Annotated in this window: 25 protein-coding genes; 22 read left to right on the forward strand and 3 right to left on the reverse strand. The window is 71.7% G+C overall.

Going from position 1 to position 22,340, the window contains the following annotated elements; translation table 11 throughout:
* Positions 1–15: 15 nt before the first annotated feature.
* From fliA to ACFQZY_RS12200, 9 genes are all read left to right on the forward strand, one after another.
* Positions 16–750, forward strand: a complete 735-nt coding sequence (gene fliA / locus ACFQZY_RS12160) for an RNA polymerase sigma factor FliA (RefSeq protein WP_377416068.1) — start codon at positions 16–18, stop codon at positions 748–750.
* Positions 751–780: 30 nt separating this feature from the next.
* The gene (locus ACFQZY_RS12165; protein WP_377416070.1) at positions 781–1,329 is read left to right on the forward strand and encodes a hypothetical protein; all 549 of its coding nucleotides are present in this window, start codon (positions 781–783) and stop codon (positions 1,327–1,329) included.
* A 13-nt stretch (positions 1,330–1,342) separates the two neighbouring features.
* Positions 1,343–1,918, forward strand: coding sequence for a hypothetical protein (locus ACFQZY_RS12170; protein ID WP_377416072.1), 576 nt, complete (start codon positions 1,343–1,345; stop codon positions 1,916–1,918).
* Between the two features lie 681 nt (positions 1,919–2,599).
* On the forward strand, positions 2,600–3,019 hold the full coding sequence (gene fliS / locus ACFQZY_RS12175; protein WP_377416074.1) for a flagellar export chaperone FliS: 420 nt from the start codon (positions 2,600–2,602) through the stop codon (positions 3,017–3,019).
* Positions 3,020–3,046: 27 nt separating this feature from the next.
* The gene (locus ACFQZY_RS12180) at positions 3,047–3,523 is read left to right on the forward strand and encodes an LPP20 family lipoprotein (RefSeq protein WP_377416076.1); all 477 of its coding nucleotides are present in this window, start codon (positions 3,047–3,049) and stop codon (positions 3,521–3,523) included.
* Positions 3,520–4,545 carry a hypothetical protein gene (locus ACFQZY_RS12185; protein WP_377416078.1) on the forward strand — a complete coding sequence of 342 codons (1,026 nt, stop codon included), beginning with the start codon at positions 3,520–3,522 and terminating at the stop codon, positions 4,543–4,545. The genes ACFQZY_RS12180 and ACFQZY_RS12185 overlap by 4 nt, the downstream gene beginning before the upstream one ends.
* Before the next feature lie 24 nt (positions 4,546–4,569).
* Entirely contained in the window at positions 4,570–5,139 is a 570-nt protein-coding gene (locus ACFQZY_RS12190; RefSeq protein WP_377416080.1) for a hypothetical protein, read from the forward strand.
* Between the two features lie 22 nt (positions 5,140–5,161).
* On the forward strand, positions 5,162–6,325 hold the full coding sequence (locus tag ACFQZY_RS12195) for a hypothetical protein (protein WP_377416082.1): 1,164 nt from the start codon (positions 5,162–5,164) through the stop codon (positions 6,323–6,325).
* Between the two features lie 11 nt (positions 6,326–6,336).
* A complete protein-coding gene (locus ACFQZY_RS12200; RefSeq protein WP_377416084.1) occupies positions 6,337–6,633 on the forward strand; it encodes an EscU/YscU/HrcU family type III secretion system export apparatus switch protein in 297 nt (98 codons plus the stop codon).
* 45 nt (positions 6,634–6,678) lie between these two features.
* On the opposite strand, the gene ACFQZY_RS12205 is transcribed toward ACFQZY_RS12200, so the two are convergent.
* The 3 genes from ACFQZY_RS12205 to ACFQZY_RS12215 all read right to left on the reverse strand — a co-directional run bounded on the left by ACFQZY_RS12205 (position 6,679) and on the right by ACFQZY_RS12215 (position 8,281).
* Entirely contained in the window at positions 6,679–7,113 is a 435-nt protein-coding gene (locus ACFQZY_RS12205; RefSeq protein WP_377416086.1) for a hypothetical protein, read from the reverse strand.
* Positions 7,114–7,134: 21 nt separating this feature from the next.
* The gene (gene flgM, locus ACFQZY_RS12210; RefSeq protein ID WP_377416088.1) at positions 7,135–7,443 is read right to left on the reverse strand and encodes a flagellar biosynthesis anti-sigma factor FlgM; all 309 of its coding nucleotides are present in this window, start codon (positions 7,441–7,443) and stop codon (positions 7,135–7,137) included.
* Positions 7,444–7,555: 112 nt separating this feature from the next.
* Positions 7,556–8,281: a flagella basal body P-ring formation protein FlgA gene (locus ACFQZY_RS12215; protein WP_377416090.1), complete on the reverse strand. Its 726-nt coding sequence runs from the start codon at positions 8,279–8,281 to the stop codon at positions 7,556–7,558.
* 77 nt (positions 8,282–8,358) lie between these two features.
* On the opposite strand from ACFQZY_RS12215, the gene ACFQZY_RS12220 reads away from it, so the two are divergent.
* The 13 genes from ACFQZY_RS12220 to fliD all read left to right on the forward strand — a co-directional run bounded on the left by ACFQZY_RS12220 (position 8,359) and on the right by fliD (position 22,304).
* Entirely contained in the window at positions 8,359–9,375 is a 1,017-nt protein-coding gene (locus ACFQZY_RS12220) for a LysM peptidoglycan-binding domain-containing protein (RefSeq protein WP_377416092.1), read from the forward strand.
* 134 nt (positions 9,376–9,509) lie between these two features.
* Positions 9,510–9,899 carry a flagellar basal body rod protein FlgB gene (flgB, locus tag ACFQZY_RS12225; RefSeq protein ID WP_377416094.1) on the forward strand — a complete coding sequence of 130 codons (390 nt, stop codon included), beginning with the start codon at positions 9,510–9,512 and terminating at the stop codon, positions 9,897–9,899.
* Between the two features lie 2 nt (positions 9,900–9,901).
* Positions 9,902–10,327 carry a flagellar basal body rod protein FlgC gene (gene flgC, locus ACFQZY_RS12230; protein WP_377416096.1) on the forward strand — a complete coding sequence of 142 codons (426 nt, stop codon included), beginning with the start codon at positions 9,902–9,904 and terminating at the stop codon, positions 10,325–10,327.
* 20 nt (positions 10,328–10,347) lie between these two features.
* Positions 10,348–11,043, forward strand: a complete 696-nt coding sequence (locus tag ACFQZY_RS12235) for a flagellar hook assembly protein FlgD (RefSeq protein WP_377416098.1) — start codon at positions 10,348–10,350, stop codon at positions 11,041–11,043.
* Positions 11,044–11,070: 27 nt separating this feature from the next.
* Positions 11,071–13,440, forward strand: coding sequence for a flagellar hook-basal body complex protein (locus tag ACFQZY_RS12240; protein WP_377416100.1), 2,370 nt, complete (start codon positions 11,071–11,073; stop codon positions 13,438–13,440).
* 28 nt (positions 13,441–13,468) lie between these two features.
* Complete coding sequence (locus ACFQZY_RS12245; protein ID WP_377416102.1) at positions 13,469–14,227, forward strand: flagellar basal body rod protein FlgF; 759 nt, start codon at positions 13,469–13,471, stop codon at positions 14,225–14,227.
* A 31-nt stretch (positions 14,228–14,258) separates the two neighbouring features.
* Entirely contained in the window at positions 14,259–15,047 is a 789-nt protein-coding gene (gene flgG / locus ACFQZY_RS12250) for a flagellar basal-body rod protein FlgG (RefSeq protein ID WP_377416104.1), read from the forward strand.
* 10 nt (positions 15,048–15,057) lie between these two features.
* Positions 15,058–15,735, forward strand: coding sequence for a flagellar basal body L-ring protein FlgH (locus tag ACFQZY_RS12255; RefSeq protein WP_377416106.1), 678 nt, complete (start codon positions 15,058–15,060; stop codon positions 15,733–15,735).
* 41 nt (positions 15,736–15,776) lie between these two features.
* Positions 15,777–16,907 (forward strand): flagellar basal body P-ring protein FlgI, encoded by a 1,131-nt coding sequence (locus tag ACFQZY_RS12260; protein WP_377416108.1) that lies wholly within the window; start codon positions 15,777–15,779, stop codon positions 16,905–16,907.
* A gap of 20 nt (positions 16,908–16,927) precedes the next feature.
* Positions 16,928–17,404 carry a rod-binding protein gene (locus tag ACFQZY_RS12265; RefSeq protein WP_377416110.1) on the forward strand — a complete coding sequence of 159 codons (477 nt, stop codon included), beginning with the start codon at positions 16,928–16,930 and terminating at the stop codon, positions 17,402–17,404.
* Positions 17,397–19,928, forward strand: a complete 2,532-nt coding sequence (gene flgK / locus ACFQZY_RS12270) for a flagellar hook-associated protein FlgK (protein WP_377416112.1) — start codon at positions 17,397–17,399, stop codon at positions 19,926–19,928. The genes ACFQZY_RS12265 and flgK overlap by 8 nt, the downstream gene beginning before the upstream one ends.
* A 19-nt stretch (positions 19,929–19,947) precedes the next feature.
* Complete coding sequence (flgL, locus tag ACFQZY_RS12275; RefSeq protein WP_377416114.1) at positions 19,948–20,880, forward strand: flagellar hook-associated protein FlgL; 933 nt, start codon at positions 19,948–19,950, stop codon at positions 20,878–20,880.
* 8 nt (positions 20,881–20,888) lie between these two features.
* Entirely contained in the window at positions 20,889–22,304 is a 1,416-nt protein-coding gene (gene fliD, locus ACFQZY_RS12280) for a flagellar filament capping protein FliD (RefSeq protein ID WP_377416116.1), read from the forward strand.
* Positions 22,305–22,340 lie beyond the last annotated feature (36 nt).

Genomic DNA, 22,340 nt, shown 5'->3' on the forward strand with positions numbered 1-22,340 from the left:
GCAGGGAGAGACGCGATGGACGCCGCCCTGGACCTTTATGACGACACCGCGGGCCGCCAGGAGAACCTGGTGCTCTCGCACATGCCCATGGTCAAGCGGGTGGCGATCCACCTGAAGGGCCGCATCCCGCCGCTGCTGGACCTCGACGAACTGGTGCAGCTGGGGATGCTGGGGCTGATCGAGGCCGCGCGCGGCTACGACCCGCGCCGCGGCATCCCGTTCGAGCACTTCGCCCTGAGCCGGGTGCGCGGGGCCATGCTCGACGAGCTGCGCCGGGTCTCCGACCTCTCGCGCGCCTCGATGACGTTCAACCGCGAGGAGAACGCGCACGCCCACAAGCTGGTCGCCGAGCTGGGCCGCCTGCCCACGCAGGCCGAGCTGGCCCAGTCCATGGGCAAGGACATCGCCGAGTTCCACAAGGAGCAGGGCCAGGCCTGGCGCAGCGAGACGTTCTCGATCGAGGAGGTGACCGAGGAGGTCATGGGCATCGCCGGCGACGCCCAGCACCAGCCCGAGGTGCAGGTGGAGCGCGCCCAGCTGCTGGAGGCGCTGGCCGAGGCGATCTCCGAGCTGCCCGAACGTGACCAGTTGATCATTTCCCTCTACTACGTCGAAGAGCTCAACCTCAAGGAGATCGGTGAGATACTCGGCGTGAGCGAATCCCGGATTAGCCAGCTGCTAAGTGCAATCGCCAAAAAGTTGCGTGCAGAGCTGCAGCCCGGAAGCGTTCCAGCGAAAAAAGCTAGTTAAAAAGTATCGAATAGACGGGCATCCAGCACCATGTTCAGTATTTTCAAGAAGCCGGCCGAGGACGACCGCACGCGTGCGGTCGCCGCGTACGAGAAGGTGGCGGGCATCACCACCGAATCGCACGAGGCGCACAGCCTGCGTCTGCGAATGAGCATGTTGTGCCGCGCCCACCTGGACAAGACCTTCGTCGCCGGCGCGCAGCAGGCCGAGGCCTACGACATGGCCTGTGCCCTGGCCGTGCGCGATGGCAAGACCAAGCCCGAGCCGCCGGCCGCGCCGCTGTTCCAGAAGGTGAAGTCCAGCGCGGGTGACGTGATGGTCTACCTGCCCCGCGAGTTCGCGCAGGAGGCCTTCCAGATCGGCATGCTGTACCAGCGCACCGAGCTGAGCGCCGAGCAGGCGATCGCCGCGGCGCAGCGCCTGGCCGACCGCATTTCCTACGACGCCCTCAAGCTGACCACCGCCTTCACCGCCGTGCAGTTCCTGCGCGACGAGTTGGCTGCGGAGGCGGGCGAGGAGGAGGGCGGCGACGGCGAGGGCGCCGGTGAGGGCGACGCGCCCGCTTCCGCCAGCTCATAACCGGGCCATGGGCATGTTCGGTACCGCCCTGATGATCCTGATGGCCCTGGCCATCCTGGTCCTGGTGGTGCTGGTGATCTACCTGGCCGACCGTTTCAACGGGCTGGAGCGGGAGACGCAGGCCCTGATCCAATCCCTCAAGGACAGCAAGGCTGCGTCGGCCTCGGGGGCGGCCGCGAGCGGGCCTTACGCGGGGCTTTCCGGCAAGGCGCTGTGGGAGGCCGTCACCGGCCAGGCCAGCGGCGGGCTGGACGAACTCACCCTCGATGGCGTGCGCAAGCGCTACCGCGCGCTGATCGGCGAGCACATCAGCCAGATCTTCAGCCAGGGGGCGGAGGACCAGGCGCGCAACATCGACAGCGTGCCCGCCAGCAGCCGCATCATCCGCACGCCGCGGGCGCAGGTGGAGTCCTGGCTGCCGGGTGAGGCGGTGGAGGCCATCTACCGCTGCGGCCAGGCCTTCGCCCGCAACGACCCGGCGGAGCTGCCGGGGGTGCGTCAGCGCCTGGACCAGGCCTGCGCGGCGCTGCAGGTCGAGGCAGGGCTGGAGGTGCTGCAGCCGGCGTCGCAGGTGCTGATGGCGGGCTGAGGTTTCCGGTTTCCTTGCTCAGGCCTTGGGTTTCCGGGTTTCCGGGGTCAGGTCTTGCATTAACGCGACAGCTCGTTTGTCGGTCGGGTTCGCGTGGCGCCTGTTGCCCGCCTTTCCCCGGCGAGGTTCGCGTCGCGGGGCTGGCGGGTGGGCTCCTCCCGGGGGCCTGGTGCACTCCCGTGCACGGGCCCACGGGTCCCTCCGCCCACCCGCCAGCCCCACGCCGCTCACGCCGCACAAGTCAAGGCTTCGCGCCGGAGCGATCACGGCCGTCTTCTCCGGCCGAGTCACTTCGGTGGTGGTGGCCGTGAGGGGGGAAGCAGTGGCTTCGCGTGAGCGTGGGCCATGGCTTCGAAGGAGCGGTGCCCACGATTTCGAGTGCACGTTGGCGCGAAGAATGCCCGGGCTCCTTCCGGCGCGAAGCCTTCACGTGTTCGTGCGCGATGCGCGGGTGGGGGCGGCAGGCGGAGGGGCCCGTGGGGCCGTGCGCGGGAGCGCACCAGCCCCCCGGGAGGAGCCTGTTGCCCCCGCCCGCGCAGCGCGCTGGGCCGGAGGAGACCGGCGGAGGCCGACATAAACAGTCGCGTTGATGCAAGACCTGACCCCGCCCCCTAAAGTCCTGCGCACTCCGTCCGATCCTGTTCGGGAGCGAAAAGCAACCGATACGGAGTTAGCGAGACCATGCGCCTGCACAAATTTGGTTTTGACGGTTACGGTGCCGTCCAGGTGGCCACCGGCGTGGCCACGGCCGACGGCAACAAGCTGATCCTGATGCTGTTCGACGGCCTCCTGGACAGCCTGTCCGTCGCGCGCGGCCACATCCAGCACGGCAACATCAGCGAGAAGGGCAAGGCCATCTCCCGCGCCAGCCGCATCGTCCTGGGCCTTCAGGGCTCGCTGGACTTCGACCGCGGCGGCGAACTGGCCCGCACGCTCAACGACCTGTATGGCTACGTCACCCGCCGCCTGATCCACGCCAACGGCAACAACGACACCGCCGCCATCGACGAAGTGCGCGGCCTCATGGCCGAGATCCGCGACGCCTGGGCCACCCTGCCGGGCCTCATGCCCTCGCAGCCCGTGCGCGCCTACGCCAACTGACCCCGCGCCCGACCGGAACCCCCGACCATGAAGCGCCTCCTCCTCCTGCTCGCCGTCGCCGTGCCCTTGCTGGCCGGCTGCGCCGCCTCGCGCCCCCAGGCCCAGGCCAAGCCCGAGGCCCCCGACCCCGGCATGATCGCGCCGATGGTGGAAAAGCGCGACACGCTCGTGGCCACCGGCTACGCCGTCATCAGCGTCCAGAACCACAAGCTGCCCGCGCAGCAGCGCCTGCTGGCGATCCGCGCCTCCAAGCTCGACGCCTACCGCGCCCTCACCGAACAGGTCTACGGCCAGCACCTGGACGCCACCACCACCGTCGCCGACCAGGTGGTCATGAACGACACCTTCCGCACCCGCGTCGAAGGCGTCGTCTACGGCGCCGTCCTCGTGAGCATCGCCCCCGTGGGCGATGACACCTACGAGACCACGCTGTCCCTGGACCGCCAGGTCGTCAACGACCTGCGCGCGCTGTACCTCGGCCAGCTGGCCGCCAAGCGCAAATGAGCCTGCGCCGGCTCGCCGCCTGTTGCCTGGCCGCGGCCTGCGCCGCCCAGGCTGCCCAGGCGACCGACCTCGCGCCGCCGGCCGACCCCGAGCGCCACCTGCAGGCGATCCGCCAGGCCCTGGTGGACAGCCTCACCAGCGCCCCGGTGCGCGTGCAAACCTTCGGCTGGATCGACACCGAGGGCCGCCTGCACGAGAGCACCCAGTTCTCCGCCGACACCCGCGTGCGCGGCGTGCGCCTGCCGGCCCATGTGGCCGACCCCGCCGCCGAGGCCGCGGCCGCCGCGGCCGCGAAGGCCCGCGTCGAGCCCGCGCCCCTGCCGGCCGGCCTCGGCCCGCTGGCGGCCTCCGACCCCGACCGCTGCCTCGCCGCCCAGGGCCGCTGGCGCCAGGGCCTGCACCTGGAGGTGGCCGCGCCCGGCCACCACCCGCAGGCCCAGCGCCTGGCCGGCCGCGTCGAGCGCGCCTTCCTGGCCGCCGCGCGCGAGTCGCGCCGCTGGCTCGCGCAGCCGCGCCCCTACCAGGGCGCCACCGCCTACGAGCGCGCCCTCCTGGGCCGCGACCTGGACCGCACCGAGTGGCTGGCCCGCGTCGAGCTGGCCGAGGCAGGCGCCGAGGCGCCCCAGCTGCGCGTGGCCCTGCTGCCGCTGCGCGAGCCGGCCCGCGCCCGCCACCTGCGGGTCAGCCTGGAGGCCGCCGACGCCGCCACCCTGGAGGCTGCCATGGCCGAACTCGTCGCCGCGCTGGACCGCGAGGCGGCCTGCGAGCCGCTGGGGTTTGCCGTCACCGCCCAGGGCGGCGCCCTGCGCCTGCGCGAGGGCGCGGCCCACGGCCTGCAGGAAGGCGACCGCCTGCTGCTGGTCGAGCGCCAGCACCTGCCCGGCCGCCTGCTGGAGCCGGGCGCCGTGCGCAGCCTGGCCATCGTGCAGGTGGAGCGCGCCGCCGCCGCCGGCACGCCCCTGCGCTGGGTCGCCGGCCCGCGCCCGCAGGCCCCGGGCGACTGGGTCGCGCTGCCCCTGTAGCCCGATGCCGCGAGGAGACACCGCATGACATCCCCGATCCGCACCCTGTCCCTGGCCCTGCCGGTGCTGGCTGCCCTGGCATCCGCCGCGCTGCCCGCGCAGGCGGCCGCCGACGCCCACGCCGGCGCGCCGGCACCCGCTGCCGCGTCCATGGCGGCGGCCGGCGCCGCGCCGGCCCCGGCCGCCGGACAGGCCGCGCCCGCGGCGCTGCCTGCCGGTCCCCGCGTCAGCGCGCCGACCCGCGCCGCCCTGGAGACCCTGCTGCACGCGCTGCCCCCGGGCAGCGACGACGGCCTGCCGCGCCAGCGCGTCACCGCCCGCAAGGGCGAGACGGTGGATGCCCTGATCAAGCGCACCATGGCCGACTCGCCGTTCAAGGAGGCCTTCCTGCGCGGCGCGTTCCTGGAGCTCAATGCCGCGGCCCTCGAGCCGGGCACGACCCGACTGGCCGCCGGCGCGCAGCTGCAGCTGCCGAACCTCAGCGACCTGCGCGAGCACCTGCAGCGCGTGCTGGGCCCGCAGCCGGGCGCGGCCCGCGCCGCGGCTTCTGCGCCGCCCCCGGCCGACCGCCGCGCCTGGGTGCGCTTCCCCTGACCCTCGCGGTGAGGCAGCGCGGGTGATCGCCAGCGTCGAGTCCGCGCTGCAGGCCGCGCGGCCGCAGCCCATCTTCCTGGAAGGCAAGCTGCCGGTGCTCGAGGCGCCGGCCGCCGCGTCGCTGGGCCTGCATGACGGCCAGGTCGTGCGGCCCGCCGTCGAGGCGCGCGGCGACAACCTCTTCCTGATCCTGCAGGGCCACGCCATCGACGTGCCGGCCCACCTGCGCCTGGCCGCCGGCGAGCGCCCCGCCTGGATCGTCCGCCTCGACCCGGGCGGCCGTGCGACCCTGGTGCCCGTGGGCGACGGGGGCGCTGCGGCAGCGGCGTCCTCCGCGAACGCGGCTGCCGCAGCGCCGGCGGCGGGCGGTACCGCCGGCCGCCTCGAACAGCTCGCGCTGCGCCCGCCCACGCTCTCGGCCCTGGCCACGCTGATGCAGCCCGGCGTGCTGCAGGCCATGGCTCAGGCCGCGCCGCAGGGCGAGGTGGGCGCCTGGGTGGCCAAGCTGGTGCGGCAGTGGCCGGCCCTGAGCCAGCTCACGGGCGAGACCCTGCGGCGGATGATGCGCCAGGGTGGCTGGACGCAGGAGGCGGCGCTGGCCCGTGGCGAGGCCGAGGCCGAAGCCGGCCTCGGGCTGGACACCAAGACCCTCCTGCGCATCCTGCTGGCCCAGTGGACCGACGCGCCCGCCACCACCCGCCGGCTGCTCGGTGACGCCCTCGACGAGGTCGAGTCGCACCAGCTGCAGCTGGCCGTCGATGCCCAGGCCGGGCGCGACGCCAGCCTCACCATGCTGCTGCCCTTCGCCGACGCGGAGCCGGTGGACGTGCGCTGGGCCCGCGAAGGCGCCGCCGATGCGGATGCGGAGGGCCGGCGCGCGCCCTGGGTGGTGCACCTGCACACCCGCAGCAGCCACTTCGGCGAGGTCTGGATGCGCACCCGCATCACCTCCGGGGACGGCGGCGCGGGCGGGGCGGCCGGCGCGGTGGACCTCACGATGTGGGCCGAGCGCGCCGAGCTGGCCGCCCGCGCCCGCGCCGGCGCCGGCAGCCTGGCGGCCTGGCTGAACGAGGCCGGCCTGCGCATGACGGGCCTGCACGTGTTCCACGGCGCGCCGCCGGCGCCGGCGCCCGAGCCGGGCCCCGAGGGCGGCGACCCGGGCCGGCTGGTGGACGTGCGCGCCTGAGGACCCGCGCGATGGCCCGCATGAAGCCCCCCCTGCGCGAGGCCGTGGCCCTGGCCTACGGCCACCGGGCCACGCCCGTGGTCACCGCGCGCGGCCGCGACGAGGTGGCCGAGCGCATCGTCGAGGAAGCCCGCCGCCAGGGCGTGCACGTGGCCGAGGACCCGGCCCTGCTGGCGCTGCTCTCGCAGGTGGACATCGACCAGCAGATCCCGCAGGAGGCCTACACCGCGGTGGCGGTGGTGCTGTCGTGGGTGTACTGGCTCAAGGGCATGGAGCCGGGGGACGAGAAGCGCCCGGCGCGCTTCTGAGGGGCGCGGGCGGGGGCGGGCCGGGCGCGGGGCGCCGGGGGCGGCTCAGACTTCGCTGTAGAGGCGGTGCCCGCCGCGGCGGGCCATCTGGCCGAGGCGGTCGTACAGGTCCACCGAGGCGGTGGCGTCGGCGGACTGCAGCGAGCGCAGGGTGTTGCGCACGACATCGAGCTGGCGCGTCACCAGCACCTCGTTGCGGCGCCAGGCCTCGCGGGTCGCCTGCAGGGCCTCGACGACGGTGGCCCAGCGCGCCGGGCGCTCGGGCAGGCCGGCCACCACGCGGGAGGTGGCCTGGAGCGATTCGAGCAGGCCGACCTTGTCGGACTGCAGCGCCTCCAGCCGGTCGAAGGCGCGGGCCTTCAGCGCCTCGAACTCCTCCTCCAGCAGCGCGCCCAGGGCCTCGACCTGGGCCTGGGCGGCGTCGAGGTCGGGCATCACCGGGTCGGCGGCCTGGTCGGGGGCGGGCGTGGCGGGGCGCATGGGGGATCTCGCCGGCGGGGCTTACTCGCCGATCATCTGCTCGAGGGCCAGGAAGCTCTCGGCCATGCGGCGCGGGTCCAGCGGGTACTGGCCGTTCTGGATCGCCTGCTTGATCGCGTCGACCTTGGCGCGGTCGAAGCCGGGCTCGGCGGCGGACTGCTGGCGGGCCAGGGGGCTGAGTTCCAGCCGGTCGTCCGTCGGGGCGGGCGCCGGCCGGGCGGCGGCGGCATCGGCCTTGTCCGACTTCTCGGACTTGCCGCGCTCGGCGACCTGGCGCTCCACCGCATTGGCGTTGGCCATGCGGTTCCATTGCGTGATCGGGTTCGTCATGATGGGTCTTTCTCCGTTCCGCGGCGGTTGCCCGGATACGGCTCGTCCTTGGAGTCGGTGTCCGGGAAAAAAACTTGAGGGCTCGCCATCGATTTTTTTGCCAGCAGCCGCGTCACAGGCCCTGGGCCGAATTCTGGCCGTTCACGACCCCGGTCACGATGCGCCCGGTGTCGCGGTTCTTCAAACGAATGGATTCACCCAGGCGGCCATCGTCCAGGGACTCCAGCCGCGCGGAGACCGTCAGGCCCGGCACCTGGCTCCAGGTGGTCAGGACCACCTGGCCGCGGCGCACCAGCACCACGGCGGGGGCGGCGGGCACGGCCGGTGCCATCCCCGGCGCCACGGGGGCGGCCGGCGCCGCCGGGAAGGCGGCGGGCGGCAGGGCCGCGGGCGGGAAGGCGGGGGCCCGGGGGGGTGCGATCGAGGCGCCCACGGGCGCGGCCGGGGCGGCGGCAGCCTGGGGCGCCGGCGCGGCGGGCCGCTGGGCGGCCTGGGCCTGCGGCGGCAGGGTCACCTGCACGAACACCTGCCAGGCCGGATCGGCGCAGCGCGCGCGCAGCATGCCGTCGTTGCCGGGGAAGGGCTGGTCGAACTGCCAGCCAGCGGGGCAGCCGCGTGACTGCACGCGCGCGTCCAGCGGCTGCACGCCGAAGGCCGGCGCCGGCAGGCGGTAGGTGGCGGCCAGCCACTCGCGCGCCTTCGCGGCGAGGTCGGCGCCGGGCGTGGCAGGCGCTCCTGGCCCGGCGGCGATGGCGGCCGGCTGGGCCCCGGCCACGCCGGCGGCCACGGCCAGCAGGCCGGCGGCGAGGAAGCGTGTCGGGTTGGTGAGGCACGGCATTTGCAGTCTCCTGGGGGTGTGGGTTTTCCGACGCCCCTGTCGGGATGCCCTTTCGCTGCAAGAACGAGGCCAACCGAATGGACATCCCGACATCCCCCGCGACCGCGCAGGCGGCGGTGACCGTGCGCCGTGGCGACACCCTCGTCGGCCTGGTGAAGTCCCACTACCGCAGCCAGGGCGTGCAGGTCGACGACCGCCAAGCCTTCCTGATGGCGCTGAAGGTCGCGCGCGGCAACAACATCGCCGACGCCACCCGCATCCAGCCCGGGCAGGTGGTGCGCCTGGAGGCCCTGGGCGGATCCGCCGAGACCGTGGCGGCGAGCGCGGCGCCCGGCCTGTCCGGCGCGTCCGGCGCAGCCCCCGCAGCCGCCGCGGCGGCCCCGGCCCCCACACTCACCGCCGCCGAGGTGCTGGCCGGCCGCGCCGCCAACCCCGTCTTCGAGCGCACGCTCACGCGCGCGCTGGACCGCGGCTTCATCCCGCCGCACGAGGCCGACGCGGTGCGTGACCGTGTCGGCCGCCTGGCCGAGGACTACGGCTTCGACCCCGACGACTTCGCCCGCGTGGTGCTGATCGAGAGCGACGGCATGAACCCCGCCGCCAACAACGGCCGCTGCCACGGGATCATCCAGTTCTGCGGCGGCCCCGGCCGCGGCGCCGCCAGCGTGGGCTTCGCCAGCCGGCCGCACGAGATCTCGAAGATGAGCGTGCTGCAGCAGCTGGACCTGGTGGACCGCTACTTCCAGGATGTCGGCCTGCCGCGCGGCGGCCGCGTCGGCCTGGACGACCTGTACCTGGCGGTGCTCACACCGGCCGCGCGCGCGCAGCGCGCCGCCACCGCGCCGCTGCCGGTGCCCGGGGCGCAGGCCAAGGCGCTCTACGAGGGCGGGGCGATCACGCGCCGCTCCATCACCCAGGGCCTGCAGCGCCATGCCAACGAGCGGCTTTCCGACACCCCGGCGCCGGCGCTGCCGGCGTTGACGTCGATGGTCAATTCGCTCACCACCGGTTTCGCGTCCGCGACCGAGCGAAGCGGCAGCGCGTGGCCGCAGCAGCGGCAATGGCTTGCCGCCAACACCGCCTCCAAGCCCTGAAGGGCGTCGGTTCCCCGTCGGAAATGCGCGTGGCACACCTCTTGCAGAAATCGGCCGAGTGCCGGATTCCTTGAGGCCTTCGTGTCAGGAATCCGGCGAGTCGTGCAACCCGCCCCCGGATTCAAGGAGCGCAGATGAAATTGCTGGACGGTGCCCTGGGCATCCACGAGCAGGCCCTGCAGGTCAGGACCCGGCGGCTCGAGGTGCTCGCGCAGAACATCGCCAACGCCGACACGCCGCACTTCAAGGCGCGCGACATCGACTTCAGGTCGGTGCTCGCCGAGGCGGGCGCGCAGCCCACCTCGATGAGCGCCACCCGCGCGCGCCACTTCGCCGACGGCGAACTCTCCGACACCGACGGCCTGCGCTATCGCATCCCGTTCAACAGCGCGCTCGACGGCAACACCGTGGAAATGAGCGTGGAGCAGGCCAACTACGGCAAGGCGGCGTCCGAGTACCAGGCGACGCTGAGCTTCCTGGAAAGCCGCATCGCGGGCATCCGCAAGTCGCTGCGCGGGGAGTGAGCATGGCCTTCGACACCATCATCGGCGCCGCCGGATCCGCCCTCAACGCGCAACTCACGCGCCTGAACGCCACCGCCTCCAACCTGGCCAACGCCGGCACCATGGCCGCCACCGAGGCCGAGGCCTTCCGCGCCAAGCGCCCGGTGTTCAAGGCCCTGGTCGAGGAGCAGATGGCCCAGGCCGGCAGCCCCTACAAGGGCGGCGTGAAGATCGACCGCATGGTCGACGACCCGGCGGCCCCGCGCATGGTCTACCAGCCCTCCAACCCGCTGGCCAACAAGGACGGCTACGTCTTCCAGTCCAACGTGAGCGAGGTCAGCGAGATGGTGGAGATGATGGCTGCGGCCCGCTCCTACCAGAACAACGTTGAAGTGATCAACACCGCGCGCCAGCTGATGTCGCGCACCCTGGACATCACCAAGGCCTGAGCGGCCCGAGGCACTCCACGATGGCAGTCGCATCCCCCTCCAACACCACTTCCGCGCAGCTGCTGGGAATCACCAGCTACGAGGAGAAGAAGGCCACCTCCGGCGCCAAGGGCAAGGAGGAAATGGGCAAGCAGGACTTCCTCACGCTGTTCACCGCGCAGCTGAAGAACCAGAACCCGCTGGACCCGGTGAAGAACGAGGCCTTCGTCGCCCAGCTCGCCCAGTTCTCGCAGCTGGAGGCGACGACCAACATGCAGCAGTCGCTGGAGAAGTTCGTCAGCGCGATGTCGGCCGACCGCATCATGGGCAGCGCCGCCCTGATCGGCACCCGCGTGCCCACCGGCAGCGGCAGCGCCAGCCTGGCCGCCGGCGGCAGCGTGGACGCCAGCATCGACCTGCCCGATGGCGCCAGCGGCGTGAAGGTCACGATCAAGGACGGCGCGGGCAAGACCGTGCAGGAACTGATCGCCGGCGCGCAGAACCCGGGCACGCTGAACTTCCGCTGGGACGGCAGCACCAGCGCCGGCACCGCCGCGGCCGCCGGCACCTACCAGATGGCGGCCACCGCGGTGGTCGCCGGCAAGACCCAGAGCGTCTCGGTGCAGACCCTGTCCACCGTGCGCTCGGTCGAGGCCGACAGCGCCGGCGAGATCCAGCTGATCGTCGACGGCGGCTCCAAGGTCGCCCTGTCCTCCATCAAGCGCTTCAGCCAGTAATACCCCCTCCCACAGGAGCAACAGAGAATGTCGTTCTATACCTCGCTGACCGGCCTGAACTCCGCGACCGCGCAGCTCGCCGTCACCTCGAACAACATCGCCAACGTGGGCACCTCGGGCTTCAAGCGCTCGCGGGCGGACTTCGGCGACATCTTCGCCACCTCGCCGCTGCAGAAGTCCTCGTCGAACATCGGCCAGGGCGTGTCCCTCAAGCAGGTGAGCCAGGAATTCAGCCAGGGCAACGTGTCCACTTCCGGCAACGCGCTGGACCTGGCGATCACCGGCGACGGCTTCTTCCCGCTGAAGTCCGCCGACGGCCTGCAGGACATCTACACCCGCAACGGCGCATTCAGCCTGAACGACCAGAACAACGTGGTGAACTCCACCGGCCAGCGCCTGCTTGCCGCGTCGGTGGACTCGTCCGGCAAGGCGGACCTGACCAACCTCTCGCCGCTGGTGATCCCGCCCAAGACCTCGGGCCAGGCCATCGAGACCACCAGCATCCAGCTGGGCCTGAACCTGCCGGCCGACGCGAGCACGATCACCGCCGCCTTCGACCGCAGCAACCCCGCCACCTACAACAAGTCCACCGCGCTGACCGTGTACGACGCGGGCGGCAACGGCTACCTGGCCACCGTCTACTACGTGAAGACCCAGAACGCCAGCCAGGCCAGCCCGTACTCCAAGTGGCAAAGCTACTTCTACGTGGGCGACACCGCGGTCACGCCGGCGCTGCAGCAGGCCACCGACAAGAACGGCAGCCAGCTGTACGTGAACAAGTACGGCGAGGTCCTCCCCAAGAGCAACCCCCTGGTCAAGCCCAGCTCCGGCACGACCGAGATGTACACCTACGACCAGCTCACCGACGTGCGCTCGGCCACGCCAGCCACCGCCATGGGCGCGAAGCTGGGCGAGTCCGCGTTCGACGCCGAGAGCGGCGAGTTCCTCGGGGGCGACGGCAAGACCGTGGCCTTCAAGATCAACGTGGACGGCCAGTCCGAGCCGGTCGAGATCTCCTACGCGCTGAAGGAGGCGGATTCGGACCCCCAGGTGTTCGCCCGCAACCTCGAGATCGAGATCAACAACAAGCTGGGGTCGCTGGCCCTGACCGAGGACGAGGACGGCAACACCATCGACGATCGCCGCTACGGCATCGTGGTGGAGTACGACCCCGACGGCAAGGAATTCTCCATCGCCTCCGGCACCACGGGCGACCGCTCCAGCATCGAGATCACCGAGCCCGGCGGCGATGCCGCGACCCTGCTGGGGTTCAGCACCGTCGAGGGCGGCACCGACCTGATCGAGTCGCTGTCGGTGGCCGCCTCGACCGACGAGGCGGTGCGTGGCCAGGAGAGCGAGCCGGCGGTCCTGCGTGGCAGCGCGATGACGGTGCCGAGCAACCAGCAGGTGGTCGTCGACTCCGGCAACCGCCACTTCCAGGTCTCGGTCGACGGCGTCTCCGGCGAATTCGACCTGCCCACGGGCAAGTACACGATGGACCAGTTCGCCGCGGCGCTCGAGGACGCCATCAACGGCGACGGCACCGAGGAAGACCCCGGCCTGGTGGACTCGGAAACCGGCCGCCGCGTCTATGGCGTCAAGGTCAGTTTCGACCCCGACACCAAGCAGCTGGTGTTCAAGACCGGCACCACCGGCGGCAACTCCTCGATCCAGGTCTCCGGCGACGCCGACTGGGGCCTGAACAACACCACCATGCAGTTCGGCAAGACCACCGAGTGGATCAAGCTGCAGCAGTACACCGAGAACGGCGCGCTCCAGTACGTGCGCAACGGCTCGCAGACCGAGGACGCGACCGACCTGTCCACCAAGACCGAGTGGTGGCCGATCTACCTGGACCGCGGCGAGCTGAGCTTCGACCTGACCGGCAAGCCCGTCTCCCCGCTTGACCCGATGCAGTTCGAGACCGCGTTCCTGGAAGGCGGCAAGGGCGCGCTGACCATGTCGATCGACTTCACCAAGTCGACCCAGTACTCCAGCCCGTTCGCGGTGCTGTCGCAGGCGCAGGACGGCGCGCCCGAGGGTGACCTGATGGGCCTGACCATCGGCGTGGACGGCCTGGTCTCGGCGACCTACTCGAACGGCTCGCAGGCCTCGCTGGGCAAGATCGTGCTGGCCAACTTCTCCAGCCCCACCGGCCTGCGCCAGATCGGCGACGCCAGCTACCTGTCCTCCGCCACCTCGGGCCAGGCCAAGATCGGCGAAGCCGGTTCGGCCGGCTTCGGCTCGATCCGAGCCGGCGCCACCGAGCGCGCCAACGTGGACCTGACGCAGGAGCTGGTGGACCTGATCACCGCCCAGCGCAACTTCCAGGCCAACGCCAAGGCGATCGAGACCTCGTCGACCATGACGCAGGCCATCATCAACCTGCGCTCGTAAGCCTGCAGGACGCAACGGATAGCCCGCCATGGACCGCCTTGTCTTCACCTCCCACGCTGCAATCAGCGAGAAGGCGATCGAACGCCAGGCCATCGTCAACGAGATGGCCAACGTGTCCACCGTGGGCTTCAAGCGCAGCTTCGACGTCGCCATGCGCTCGATCAAGGTGGAGGGCTCGGGCTTCGACACCCGCTTCCAGACCCAGGCCGTGGCGCGCGACGTGATCGACCTGACCCCCGGCGCGCTGATGGTCACCGGCCGCCACCTGGACATCGCCATGAACGGCAGCACCGTCATGGGCGTGGAGTCGGCCGACGGCCAGCTCGCCTTCACCCGGCGCGGCGACCTGCGGGTGAACGCCCAGGGCACGCTGGAGACCGGCACCGGCCAGCCCGTGCGCGGCGACGGCGGGCCCATCGTCGTGCCCCCGGGCTTCAACGTGAGCATCAACGTGGACGGCACCGTCTACGCCGCCGACCCGAACCAGCCCACCGCGCAGCCCGCCCTGATCGGCCAGATCCTGCTGCGCGACGCCAGCGAGCGCCCGATGGCGCGCCGCACCGACGGCCTGCTCGCGCCGATGGGCCTGCCCCCAGGCAGCGACTTCGCCAGCGGCCCCCAGCAGCCCACCGTGACCACCAACGCGCTGGAGGGCAGCAACGTCAACGCCATCTACGCGATGACCCGGATGATCGACCACTCCCGCAGCTTCGAGGCGCAGGTGCGCGCCATCAAGGAAGCCAAGAGCCTGGACGAGAGCGGCTCGACCCTGCTCAAGCCCGCCTGAACCCCCTGATTGAACGAACGAAGGAACCGCCATGGACGCCTCGATGTGGATTGCCAAGACCGGCCTGGACGCGCAGCAGACGCGCATGGCCGTGATCTCGAACAACCTGGCCAACGTCAACACCACCGGCTTCAAGCGTGACCGTGCCTCGTTCGAGGACATGCTTTACCAGAACGTGCGCGCCCCGGGCGCGCCGGTCGGCGCCAACGCCCAGGCCCCCACCGGCCTGATGCTGGGCACCGGCGTGCGCCTGGTCTCCACCGAGAAGACGCACACGCAAGGCAGCCTGACCACCACCAAGAACGCGCTGGACGTGGCGATCCAGGGCGCGGGCTTCTTCCAGATCATGCAGCCCGACGGCACCACCGCCTACACCCGGGACGGCTCGTTCAAGATCTCCGCCACCGGCCAGGTCGTGACCTCCAACGGCGCCAAGCTGATGCCGGAAATCACCATCCCGCCGACCGCCTCCAGCATCACCGTGGGCCAGGACGGCGTGGTCAGCGTGGAGCTCGCCGGCGGCGGCGCCGCGCAGCAGCAGGTCGGCCAGATCCAGGTGGCGCGCTTCGCCAACCCGGCGGGCCTGCAGGCCCTGGGCCAGAACCTGCTGCGCGAGACCGCGGCCAGCGGCACGCCCACCCTCGTCAACCCGGGCCAGCAGGGCTCGGGCAGCCTGATGCAGGGCGCGCTGGAGGCCTCCAACGTCAACGTGGTCGAGGAGATGGTCAACATGATCGAGACCCAGCGCGCCTACGAGATCAACTCCAAGGCGATCTCGGCGGTCGACGGCATGCTGCGCTTCCTGAACCAGAACATGTGAGGCCGCCGCCATGACCCTGCGCCTCCTCACCCTCGCCTGCGCCGCCGCCCTGGCCGGCTGCGCCTCCATCGACGATCTGCCGCCCGTCTCGGCGGTGGACCACAGCCCCTTCGTGCCGGTGGCGCCCGAGGCGCCGCGCGCGGCCACCGGCAGCATCTACCGCCCGGTGGTGGGCGAGACCCTGCTGGGCCGCGTGCGCCGCTTCCAGGCCGGCGATGTGCTCACCGTCATCCTCAACGAGCAGACCCAGGCCGCCCGCGCCGCCACCGCCAACGTGACCCGCGCCGCCAACAACGACGTGGTGCCCGCCGGCCTGGTCGGCAAGGTGGCGGGACTGGGCGGCGCGCTCACCGGCCTCAACCTGAACACGGCCACCCTGAACAGCAAGGGCGAGGGCACCGCGGACCAGAGCAACAGCCTGACCGGCGCCATCACCGTCACGGTGATGGAGGTGCAGGCGAACGGCAACCTCGTCGTGCGCGGCGAGAAGCGCATGGCCCTGACCCAGGGCAGCGAACTGATCCAGGTCTCCGGCGTCGTGCGCCCGGACGATGTGGCCCCCAACAACACCGTGCAGTCGCGCCGCCTGGCCGATGCCCGCTTCGCCTACCAGGGCGGCGGCGAACTGGCCAGCGCCACCCGCGCCGGCTGGGGCACCCGTTCCCTGCTGAAGGTCTGGCCGTTCTGAGGCCGCCGGACCCGCCGCCCCCCGCCGACCCGCCGAACGCCATGAAGAACCTCCTGCGCTCCCTGCTGCTCGCCACCCTCGTGGCCGCCGCGCCCGCCGCTTTCGCCGACCGGGTGAAGGACCTGGCCCAGGTCGCCAGCGTGCGCGCCAACCAGTTGATCGGCTACGGCCTGGTGGTCGGCCTGCAGGGCACCGGCGATGGCACCGACGTCTCCTTCACCATCCAGAGCGTGCGCGCCATGCTGCGCCGCATGGGCGTGAACTTCGACGGCCCGCTGTCCGACTTCGAGACCGCCGCCGCCAGCGCGCGCATGGACATCCGCAACGTCGCCGCGGTGATGGTCACCGCCGAACTCCCCGGCATGGCCAAGCCCGGCCAGCGCATCGACGTCAACGTGTCGGCCGTGGGCCGCGCCGCCAACCTGCGCGGCGGCAACCTGCTGCTCACCGCGCTGCGCGGCGCCGACGGCGAGGTCTACGCCCTGGCCCAGGGCGCGCTCACCGCCACCGGCGTGGACACCAGCGCCTCCGGCTCGCGCGTGAGCATCGGCGTGCCGACGGCGGCGCGCATCCCGGCCGGCGCCATCGTCGAGCGCGAGGTCGACAACCCCTTCGACCGCGCCGACCATGTGGTCCTGAACCTGCGCGACGCCGACTTCACCACCAACAACGCCATCGTCAGCGCCATCAACGCCCGCTTCGGCGCCGGCGTGGCGCGCCCGCTGGACGCGACCTCGATCGCCGTCTCCGCGCCGCAGGACATCAGCGCCCGCGTGGCCTTCGTCAGCGCGGTGGAGAACCTCGACGTCACCCCCGGCGAGCCGCCGGCGCGGGTGATCGTCAACGCCCGCACCGGCACGGTGGTGATCAGCCGCAACGTGCGGGTCACGCCGGCCGCGGTCTCGCACGGCACGATTTCGGTGGCGGTGGCGGCGACCAACGAGGTCTCGCAGCCCGCCCCCATGAGCCAGGGCCAGACCGCCGGCGTGCAGAACGCCTCGGTCACCGTGTCCGAGGCCAAGAACCCGATGTTCCTGTTCCAGCCCGGCGTGGACCTGCGCCAGATCGTGGACGCGGTCAACCAGGTGGGCGCGCCGCCCTCCGCGCTGATCGCCATCCTCGAGGGCCTCAAGGGCGCGGGCAGCCTGCGCGCGGAGCTGATCGTCCAGTAAGGACGGAAACACCCACGGCTATGAGCGACACCACCGTCTCCTCCCGCGTCTCCGGCTACCACGACTTCGGTGGCCTGGCGAGCCTGCGCGGCGACGCCGCCAGCGGCGACACCACGGCGCTGCGCGAGACGGCCAAGCAGTTCGAGACCTATTTCCTGCAGCAGGTCATGAAGACCATGCGCGAGGCGATGGAGCGCAGCGACCTGGTGGAGAACCGCGACGCCGACCAGTTCCAGGAGCTGATGGACAAGGAAGTGGCGATGAAGATGGCCGAGCGCGGCTCGCTGGGCCTGGCCGACATGCTGGAGCGCCAGGTGCGCCAGCGCGGCCAGCCCACCGCCGCCGAGGCGCTGGACGCGCGGGCCCGCTCGCTCGCGCCGCAGGCCGCGCCGATGCCGCTGGGCGGCCAGCCCGCCGGCCTGGCCGCGCCGGCCCGCGAGGGCCTGGCGGTGCCGCACAAGCTGCGCGCGCTGGTGAAGGGACTGGGCCATGAGTGACCTGCTCGGCATTGCCAGCTCGGGCATCACCGCCTACCAGCGGGCGCTGGCGACCGTCTCCAACAACATCGCCAACGTCAGCACCGAGGGCTACTCGCGCCAGGGCGTGGGCCAGGCCGCCTCGGCGCCGCGCCTGGTGGGCACGAACTACCTGGGCACTGGCACCGTCTTCACCGGGGTGCGCCGCCAGTACGACGCCTTCCTCGAGCAGAACCTGCGAAGCAGCAACAGCGAGCTGCAGGCGCAGGAGCCGATGGTCAATTACGTGAACCGGCTGATCGACGTGATGGGCAACGAGAGCATCGGCCTGACCACGGCGATGAACCAGTTCTTCACCGCCGCGCGCGACCTGGCCACCGACCCGGCCTCCAGCGTGGAGCGCAGCGTCTTCCTGCGCGATGCCGACGGCCTGGCGGCGCGCTTCCGCCAGCTGGACCAGCAGTTCGCGCTGCTCGAGACCGAGACCCGGCAGACGGTGGAGACCGACGTGGGCAAGGTCAATTCGCTGACCCGCCAGCTGTCGCAGGTGAACAAGGAGCTTTCGCGCAGCGCCACGCTGGACCGCCAGCCCTCGGAGCTGCTGGACCAGCGTGACAACCTGCTGCGCGAGCTGTCCGGTCTGACCACGGTCAAGACCCGCTTCGAGTCGAACGGCGCGGTGCTGGTGAGCGTGGGCGACGTGATCGACCAGGGCGTCCTGGTCGACGGCTCGCGCTCCTACGACATCGGCGTGTCCACCGAGGACGGCGGCGACGGCGGCCGCCTGCGCTTCGTGCTCGACCCCTATGGCAACCCGCGGTCGCTGCCGAACCTCCTGAGCGGGAGCATCGGAGGCACCGTGGCCTTCCGCGACAACGTGCTGGCGCCGGCGGTCGACGCGCTGGACCAGCTGGCCGGCACGCTGGTCGACGAGGTCAACGCGGTCCACCGCGGCGGCCTGGACCAGGAGGCGCGCGTGGGCACCGACCTGTTCACGCTCGCCGGCGGCGCCCGCGGCGCGGCCGGCCGGATGGCCCTGGCGATCACCGACGCGAGCCGGGTGGCGGCGGCGGCGCAGTTCCGGGTGACGGACGATTCCCTGAACGTCGGCAGCGCCCAGGCCACCGTGTCCTGGAGCGCCCCGCGCTACGAAGGCAGCACCGGCCTCGTGGACGGCCTGGCCGCGGGCCTGTCGCCGGCACTGGGTCAGGCCCGGCTCACGATCGGCTCGCGCCAGCCCTATGCCTCGCTGGGCGCCGTGCCCCTGGGCATGGAGGACCTCACCCTCACCCTGACCAACCCGGCACCGGGGCAGTCGCTGCAGGTCTTCACCCGCGACGGCCGCCACCTGCTGGGGACGTCGCTGTCCGGGCAGCAGCAGGCCGACCTGGTGGCCGCCGGCAACGGCATGGAGGCCGGCGCGACCTACGCCGACCTGCGCGGCCCGCAGTCCCACGGCACGGCCAGCGACTTCCTGGGCATGGACCTGTTCCTCGGCGCGCGCGCCGGTGTCCAGCAGATCCAGCGCTTCGACGCGCAGACCGGCAAGCCCCTGGCGCCGCAGCCGCAGGCCGCCTCGCTGGTGGGCCGCGCGTTCACGCCGCTCTCGGGGCCGCTGCCGCAGGGCACCCTCCGCCTCAACGGCGTGTCGCTCGGCGCCCTGGGCGCGGCGCAGGATGGCAATGGCGATGGCCGGTTCGACGCCTCCGAGGTCGCCGCCTGGATCAATGGGCAGCCGGGCGTGGGCGTGACCGCCTCGGTCGCCCAGGTGACCCTGGCCGACGGCAGCCTCGGCCAGGCCCTGCGCCTGGACCGTCCGCAGGACGACACCGCGAACGACATCCGCCTGGCTGCAGGGCCGGCCGGCGAGGCCGCCGACCTCGCGAAGCTGGGCTTCGACTCGGCCCTGCATGTGAACGGCGCCGCGGCCGACGACCTGGTGGTGTTCGTCACGCACGCGGCCGGCACCTCCACGCAGATCGACGTGACCTCCACCTTCGAGGTGGCCGGTGGCGACATGCAGCAGGCGCTGCGGCAGGAGCCGATCGACATCGTCTTCGTCGGCGGCGGCGAGTACGAGATCCGCGACCAGAACCTCCCGGCGACCGTGCTGGCGCGCCGCACCTTCGATCCGGACGCCGCCGCCATCCGCTACCGCGGGCTGACCGTGTCCTTCTCCTCGGTGCCTGTCGAGGGCGACCGCTTCACCATCGACGGCAACCGCGACGGCATCGGCAACAACCAGGCCATGCTGGCCCTGGCCGGGCTGGAAGACGCCCGCGTGACGCCCGGCGGCCTGACCCTCACCGAGGCCTACATCGAGCAGGTCAACCAGGTGGGCAACATGGCCCAGCAGGCCAGCATCGCGCAGCAGGCCCTGCAGGTGGTCTACCAGCAGGCCCAGGAGGGGCGCGACAGCGTCTCCGGCGTGAGCCTGGACGAGGAGGCCGCCGACCTGGTGCGCTTCCAGCAGGCCTACCAGGCCAATGCCAAGGTGATGCAGGTCGCCAACGACCTGTTCGACGCGATCCTGCAGGTGCGCTGAACCCGGGAAGGACTGACCGATGTCGATGAAGATTTCCACCGCGCTGCTGTTCGACCGGGCGACCGATCGCATGTCGACGCTGCAGAACCGCCTGGCCCACACCCAGGCGCAGATGGCGACCACCAAGCAGGTGATCTCCCCCAGCGACGCGCCCGACCAGGCCGCGGTGATCCAGCGCCTGCGCGGCGAGGTCGACCGACAGGAGAGCCATGCCGCCACCCTGAAGGTGGCGATGAACCGCTACGCCGCCGAGGAGACGGCGCTGACCGGCGCCAACGACATCCTGCTGCGGATCAAGGACCTGGCGATCCAGGCCGCCAACGACACCGTGGCGCCCGCCGACCGCGAGGCCATCGCCGCCGAGATGGAGGCGCTGCGCAACCAGCTCGTCAGCCTGGGCAACAGCAAGGACGACGCCGGCAACTACCTGTTCTCCGGCACCCGGGTGAACACCCCGGCGTTCGCCGAGGACGAGGCCGGCTATGTCGTGTACCAGGGCGACCAGACGCAGACGCGCATTCCCGCCGGGGTCGAGCGCACCGTGGCCTTCACGCGCGCCGGCACCGACGTCTTCACCCGCGTCACCCGCGAGGACGGGCAGGGCGGGGTGAGCAGCGTGAGCTTCTTCGAGTCCCTGGACGACCTGGTCGCCGGGCTGCGCAACAACGTGGGCGCCGACATCCGCAACGGCCTCAACGAGGTGGACCAGATGATGTCCGGGGTCAACGTGGCCCTGGCCCAGACCGGCGCCGACCAGCAGGTCGTGCAGTCGCAGCTCGACGTGCTGGACGAGACGGCGCTGCGCCTGAAGTCCACCCTGTCCGACGTCGAGGACCTGGACTACACCACCGCCGTGACCCAGATGAACAAGGAGCTCACGGCGCTTCAGGCGGCGATGTCCAGCTTCGGCAAGATCTCCGGGCTGTCCCTGTTCGACTACGTCCAGCCCTGAGGTAGGCCATGAGCACGAGCAGCATCGTCAACACGCTCGGCGCCGGCTCCGGCATCGACATCAAGGCGCTGGCCGAGAGCCTGGTGGAGGCCGAGCGCGCCCCGCAGAAGGAGCGCATCGACGCCAGGATCGAGAAGAGCGAGACGCGCATCTCCGGCTACGGCGCGCTCAAGTACGCGGTCGCCGACCTGAAGACGGCCTTCCAGGCGCTGGACGACGCCAGCGAGTTCAACTCGCTGACCGTCGCGAACTCGCAGGAATCCGCCGTGGCGGTGACCACCAGCGCCAGTGCGGCCGCCGGCACCTTCTCGCTGGGCGTCTCCCAGCTCGCCCAGGGCCAGCGCAACGCGGCCAGCTTCGCCGCGCGCGGCACGGCCCTCAATGGCGGTGGCGCGTTCTGGCTCAAGCTGAACCTGGCGGGCGTGGATGCGGCGCCGGTCAAGGTGAACACCGCGACGCCGGCGGGGCTGGTCGGCGCGATCAACGGGGCCGACCTCGGCGTCAGGGCGCAATTGCTCGATACCGGCAACGGCGTGGTGCTCGTGATGACGGGGCCGGAGGGCGACGCCAATGATTTCACCCTGAGCGCGGTGACCGACGACGGCAGCGGCCACCCCACGGCCACCGCCGTCGACGGGCTCGACCTGAACACGGTCAAGCAGCCGGCGGCCGACGCGCTCTTCACCATCGACGGCCAGGCGATCCGGCGTGCCAGCAACCGGGTCTCGGACGTGATCGAGGGCGTCACCCTGGACCTGCGCTCGACCACGACCACCGCGGCGCGCATCGACCTGCAGCGCGACACCACCGCGATCAAGGGCAAGCTGCAGGCGCTGGTGACGGCCTACAACACCTTCCAGGATTCGCTCGATGTCCTGAACGACCCGGACAGCGAGGTCGAGACCTTCGGTGGCGCGCTGGCCGGCGACAGCCTGCTGCGCTCCATCCGCAACCAGGTGCGTTCCCTGGTCACCGGCGCTTCGTCCACGCCGGGCGAGGCGGTGACCCACGCGCGCCACGCCGGCATCAGCATCGACCGCACGGGCCGCATGACCCTGGACGAAGACAAGCTGGATGCGGCCCTCGAAGACCACTTCGAAGCCACGATGGTGATGTTCACCGCCGGCAAGAGCGACAAGAGCCTCTACAGCTCGTCGAAGGCCGGCCTGGCGGGCGACGCGGTGCGGTCCCTGGACAAGATGTTGCGTTCCAGCGGCCTGATCGAGCAGGGCATCGAGACGGCGACCGACCGCGTCGACGACTACAAGGACGACCTCGCCGAACTGGAAGACCGCATGACCCAACTGCTGGCGCGCTACACCGCCCAGTTCGCGGCGATGGACAGCATCGTCGGCGAGGCCAGCAGCACCCGGGGCAACCTCGAGAACAGCTTCGCCGGCCTGATGGCGATGTACACGAAGTGATGCATCCGGGCGCTCAGATGATTGCTTCCGTGCTGT

Source organism: Ramlibacter sp. GCM10027632 (genome assembly GCF_042675325.1).
GTDB lineage: Bacteria > Pseudomonadota > Gammaproteobacteria > Burkholderiales > Burkholderiaceae_C > Ramlibacter.

What these genes read in the sequence shown, in the direction of transcription:
- fliA (WP_377416068.1), top strand. Translation starts at nt 16, where the DNA reads ATGGACGCCGCCCTGGACCTTTATGACGACACCGCGGGCCGCCAGGAG.
- ACFQZY_RS12165 (WP_377416070.1), top strand. Translation starts at nt 781, where the DNA reads ATGTTCAGTATTTTCAAGAAGCCGGCCGAGGACGACCGCACGCGTGCG.
- ACFQZY_RS12170 (WP_377416072.1), top strand. Translation starts at nt 1,343, where the DNA reads ATGTTCGGTACCGCCCTGATGATCCTGATGGCCCTGGCCATCCTGGTC.
- fliS (WP_377416074.1), top strand. Translation starts at nt 2,600, where the DNA reads ATGCGCCTGCACAAATTTGGTTTTGACGGTTACGGTGCCGTCCAGGTG.
- ACFQZY_RS12180 (WP_377416076.1), top strand. Translation starts at nt 3,047, where the DNA reads ATGAAGCGCCTCCTCCTCCTGCTCGCCGTCGCCGTGCCCTTGCTGGCC.
- ACFQZY_RS12185 (WP_377416078.1), top strand. Translation starts at nt 3,520, where the DNA reads ATGAGCCTGCGCCGGCTCGCCGCCTGTTGCCTGGCCGCGGCCTGCGCC.
- ACFQZY_RS12190 (WP_377416080.1), top strand. Translation starts at nt 4,570, where the DNA reads ATGACATCCCCGATCCGCACCCTGTCCCTGGCCCTGCCGGTGCTGGCT.
- ACFQZY_RS12200 (WP_377416084.1), top strand. Translation starts at nt 6,337, where the DNA reads ATGGCCCGCATGAAGCCCCCCCTGCGCGAGGCCGTGGCCCTGGCCTAC.
- ACFQZY_RS12205 (WP_377416086.1), bottom strand. Translation starts at nt 7,113, where the DNA reads ATGCGCCCCGCCACGCCCGCCCCCGACCAGGCCGCCGACCCGGTGATG.
- flgM (WP_377416088.1), bottom strand. Translation starts at nt 7,443, where the DNA reads ATGACGAACCCGATCACGCAATGGAACCGCATGGCCAACGCCAATGCG.
- ACFQZY_RS12215 (WP_377416090.1), bottom strand. Translation starts at nt 8,281, where the DNA reads ATGCCGTGCCTCACCAACCCGACACGCTTCCTCGCCGCCGGCCTGCTG.
- ACFQZY_RS12220 (WP_377416092.1), top strand. Translation starts at nt 8,359, where the DNA reads ATGGACATCCCGACATCCCCCGCGACCGCGCAGGCGGCGGTGACCGTG.
- flgB (WP_377416094.1), top strand. Translation starts at nt 9,510, where the DNA reads ATGAAATTGCTGGACGGTGCCCTGGGCATCCACGAGCAGGCCCTGCAG.
- flgC (WP_377416096.1), top strand. Translation starts at nt 9,902, where the DNA reads ATGGCCTTCGACACCATCATCGGCGCCGCCGGATCCGCCCTCAACGCG.
- ACFQZY_RS12235 (WP_377416098.1), top strand. Translation starts at nt 10,348, where the DNA reads ATGGCAGTCGCATCCCCCTCCAACACCACTTCCGCGCAGCTGCTGGGA.
- ACFQZY_RS12240 (WP_377416100.1), top strand. Translation starts at nt 11,071, where the DNA reads ATGTCGTTCTATACCTCGCTGACCGGCCTGAACTCCGCGACCGCGCAG.
- ACFQZY_RS12245 (WP_377416102.1), top strand. Translation starts at nt 13,469, where the DNA reads ATGGACCGCCTTGTCTTCACCTCCCACGCTGCAATCAGCGAGAAGGCG.
- flgG (WP_377416104.1), top strand. Translation starts at nt 14,259, where the DNA reads ATGGACGCCTCGATGTGGATTGCCAAGACCGGCCTGGACGCGCAGCAG.
- ACFQZY_RS12255 (WP_377416106.1), top strand. Translation starts at nt 15,058, where the DNA reads ATGACCCTGCGCCTCCTCACCCTCGCCTGCGCCGCCGCCCTGGCCGGC.
- ACFQZY_RS12260 (WP_377416108.1), top strand. Translation starts at nt 15,777, where the DNA reads ATGAAGAACCTCCTGCGCTCCCTGCTGCTCGCCACCCTCGTGGCCGCC.
- ACFQZY_RS12265 (WP_377416110.1), top strand. Translation starts at nt 16,928, where the DNA reads ATGAGCGACACCACCGTCTCCTCCCGCGTCTCCGGCTACCACGACTTC.
- flgK (WP_377416112.1), top strand. Translation starts at nt 17,397, where the DNA reads ATGAGTGACCTGCTCGGCATTGCCAGCTCGGGCATCACCGCCTACCAG.
- flgL (WP_377416114.1), top strand. Translation starts at nt 19,948, where the DNA reads ATGTCGATGAAGATTTCCACCGCGCTGCTGTTCGACCGGGCGACCGAT.
- fliD (WP_377416116.1), top strand. Translation starts at nt 20,889, where the DNA reads ATGAGCACGAGCAGCATCGTCAACACGCTCGGCGCCGGCTCCGGCATC.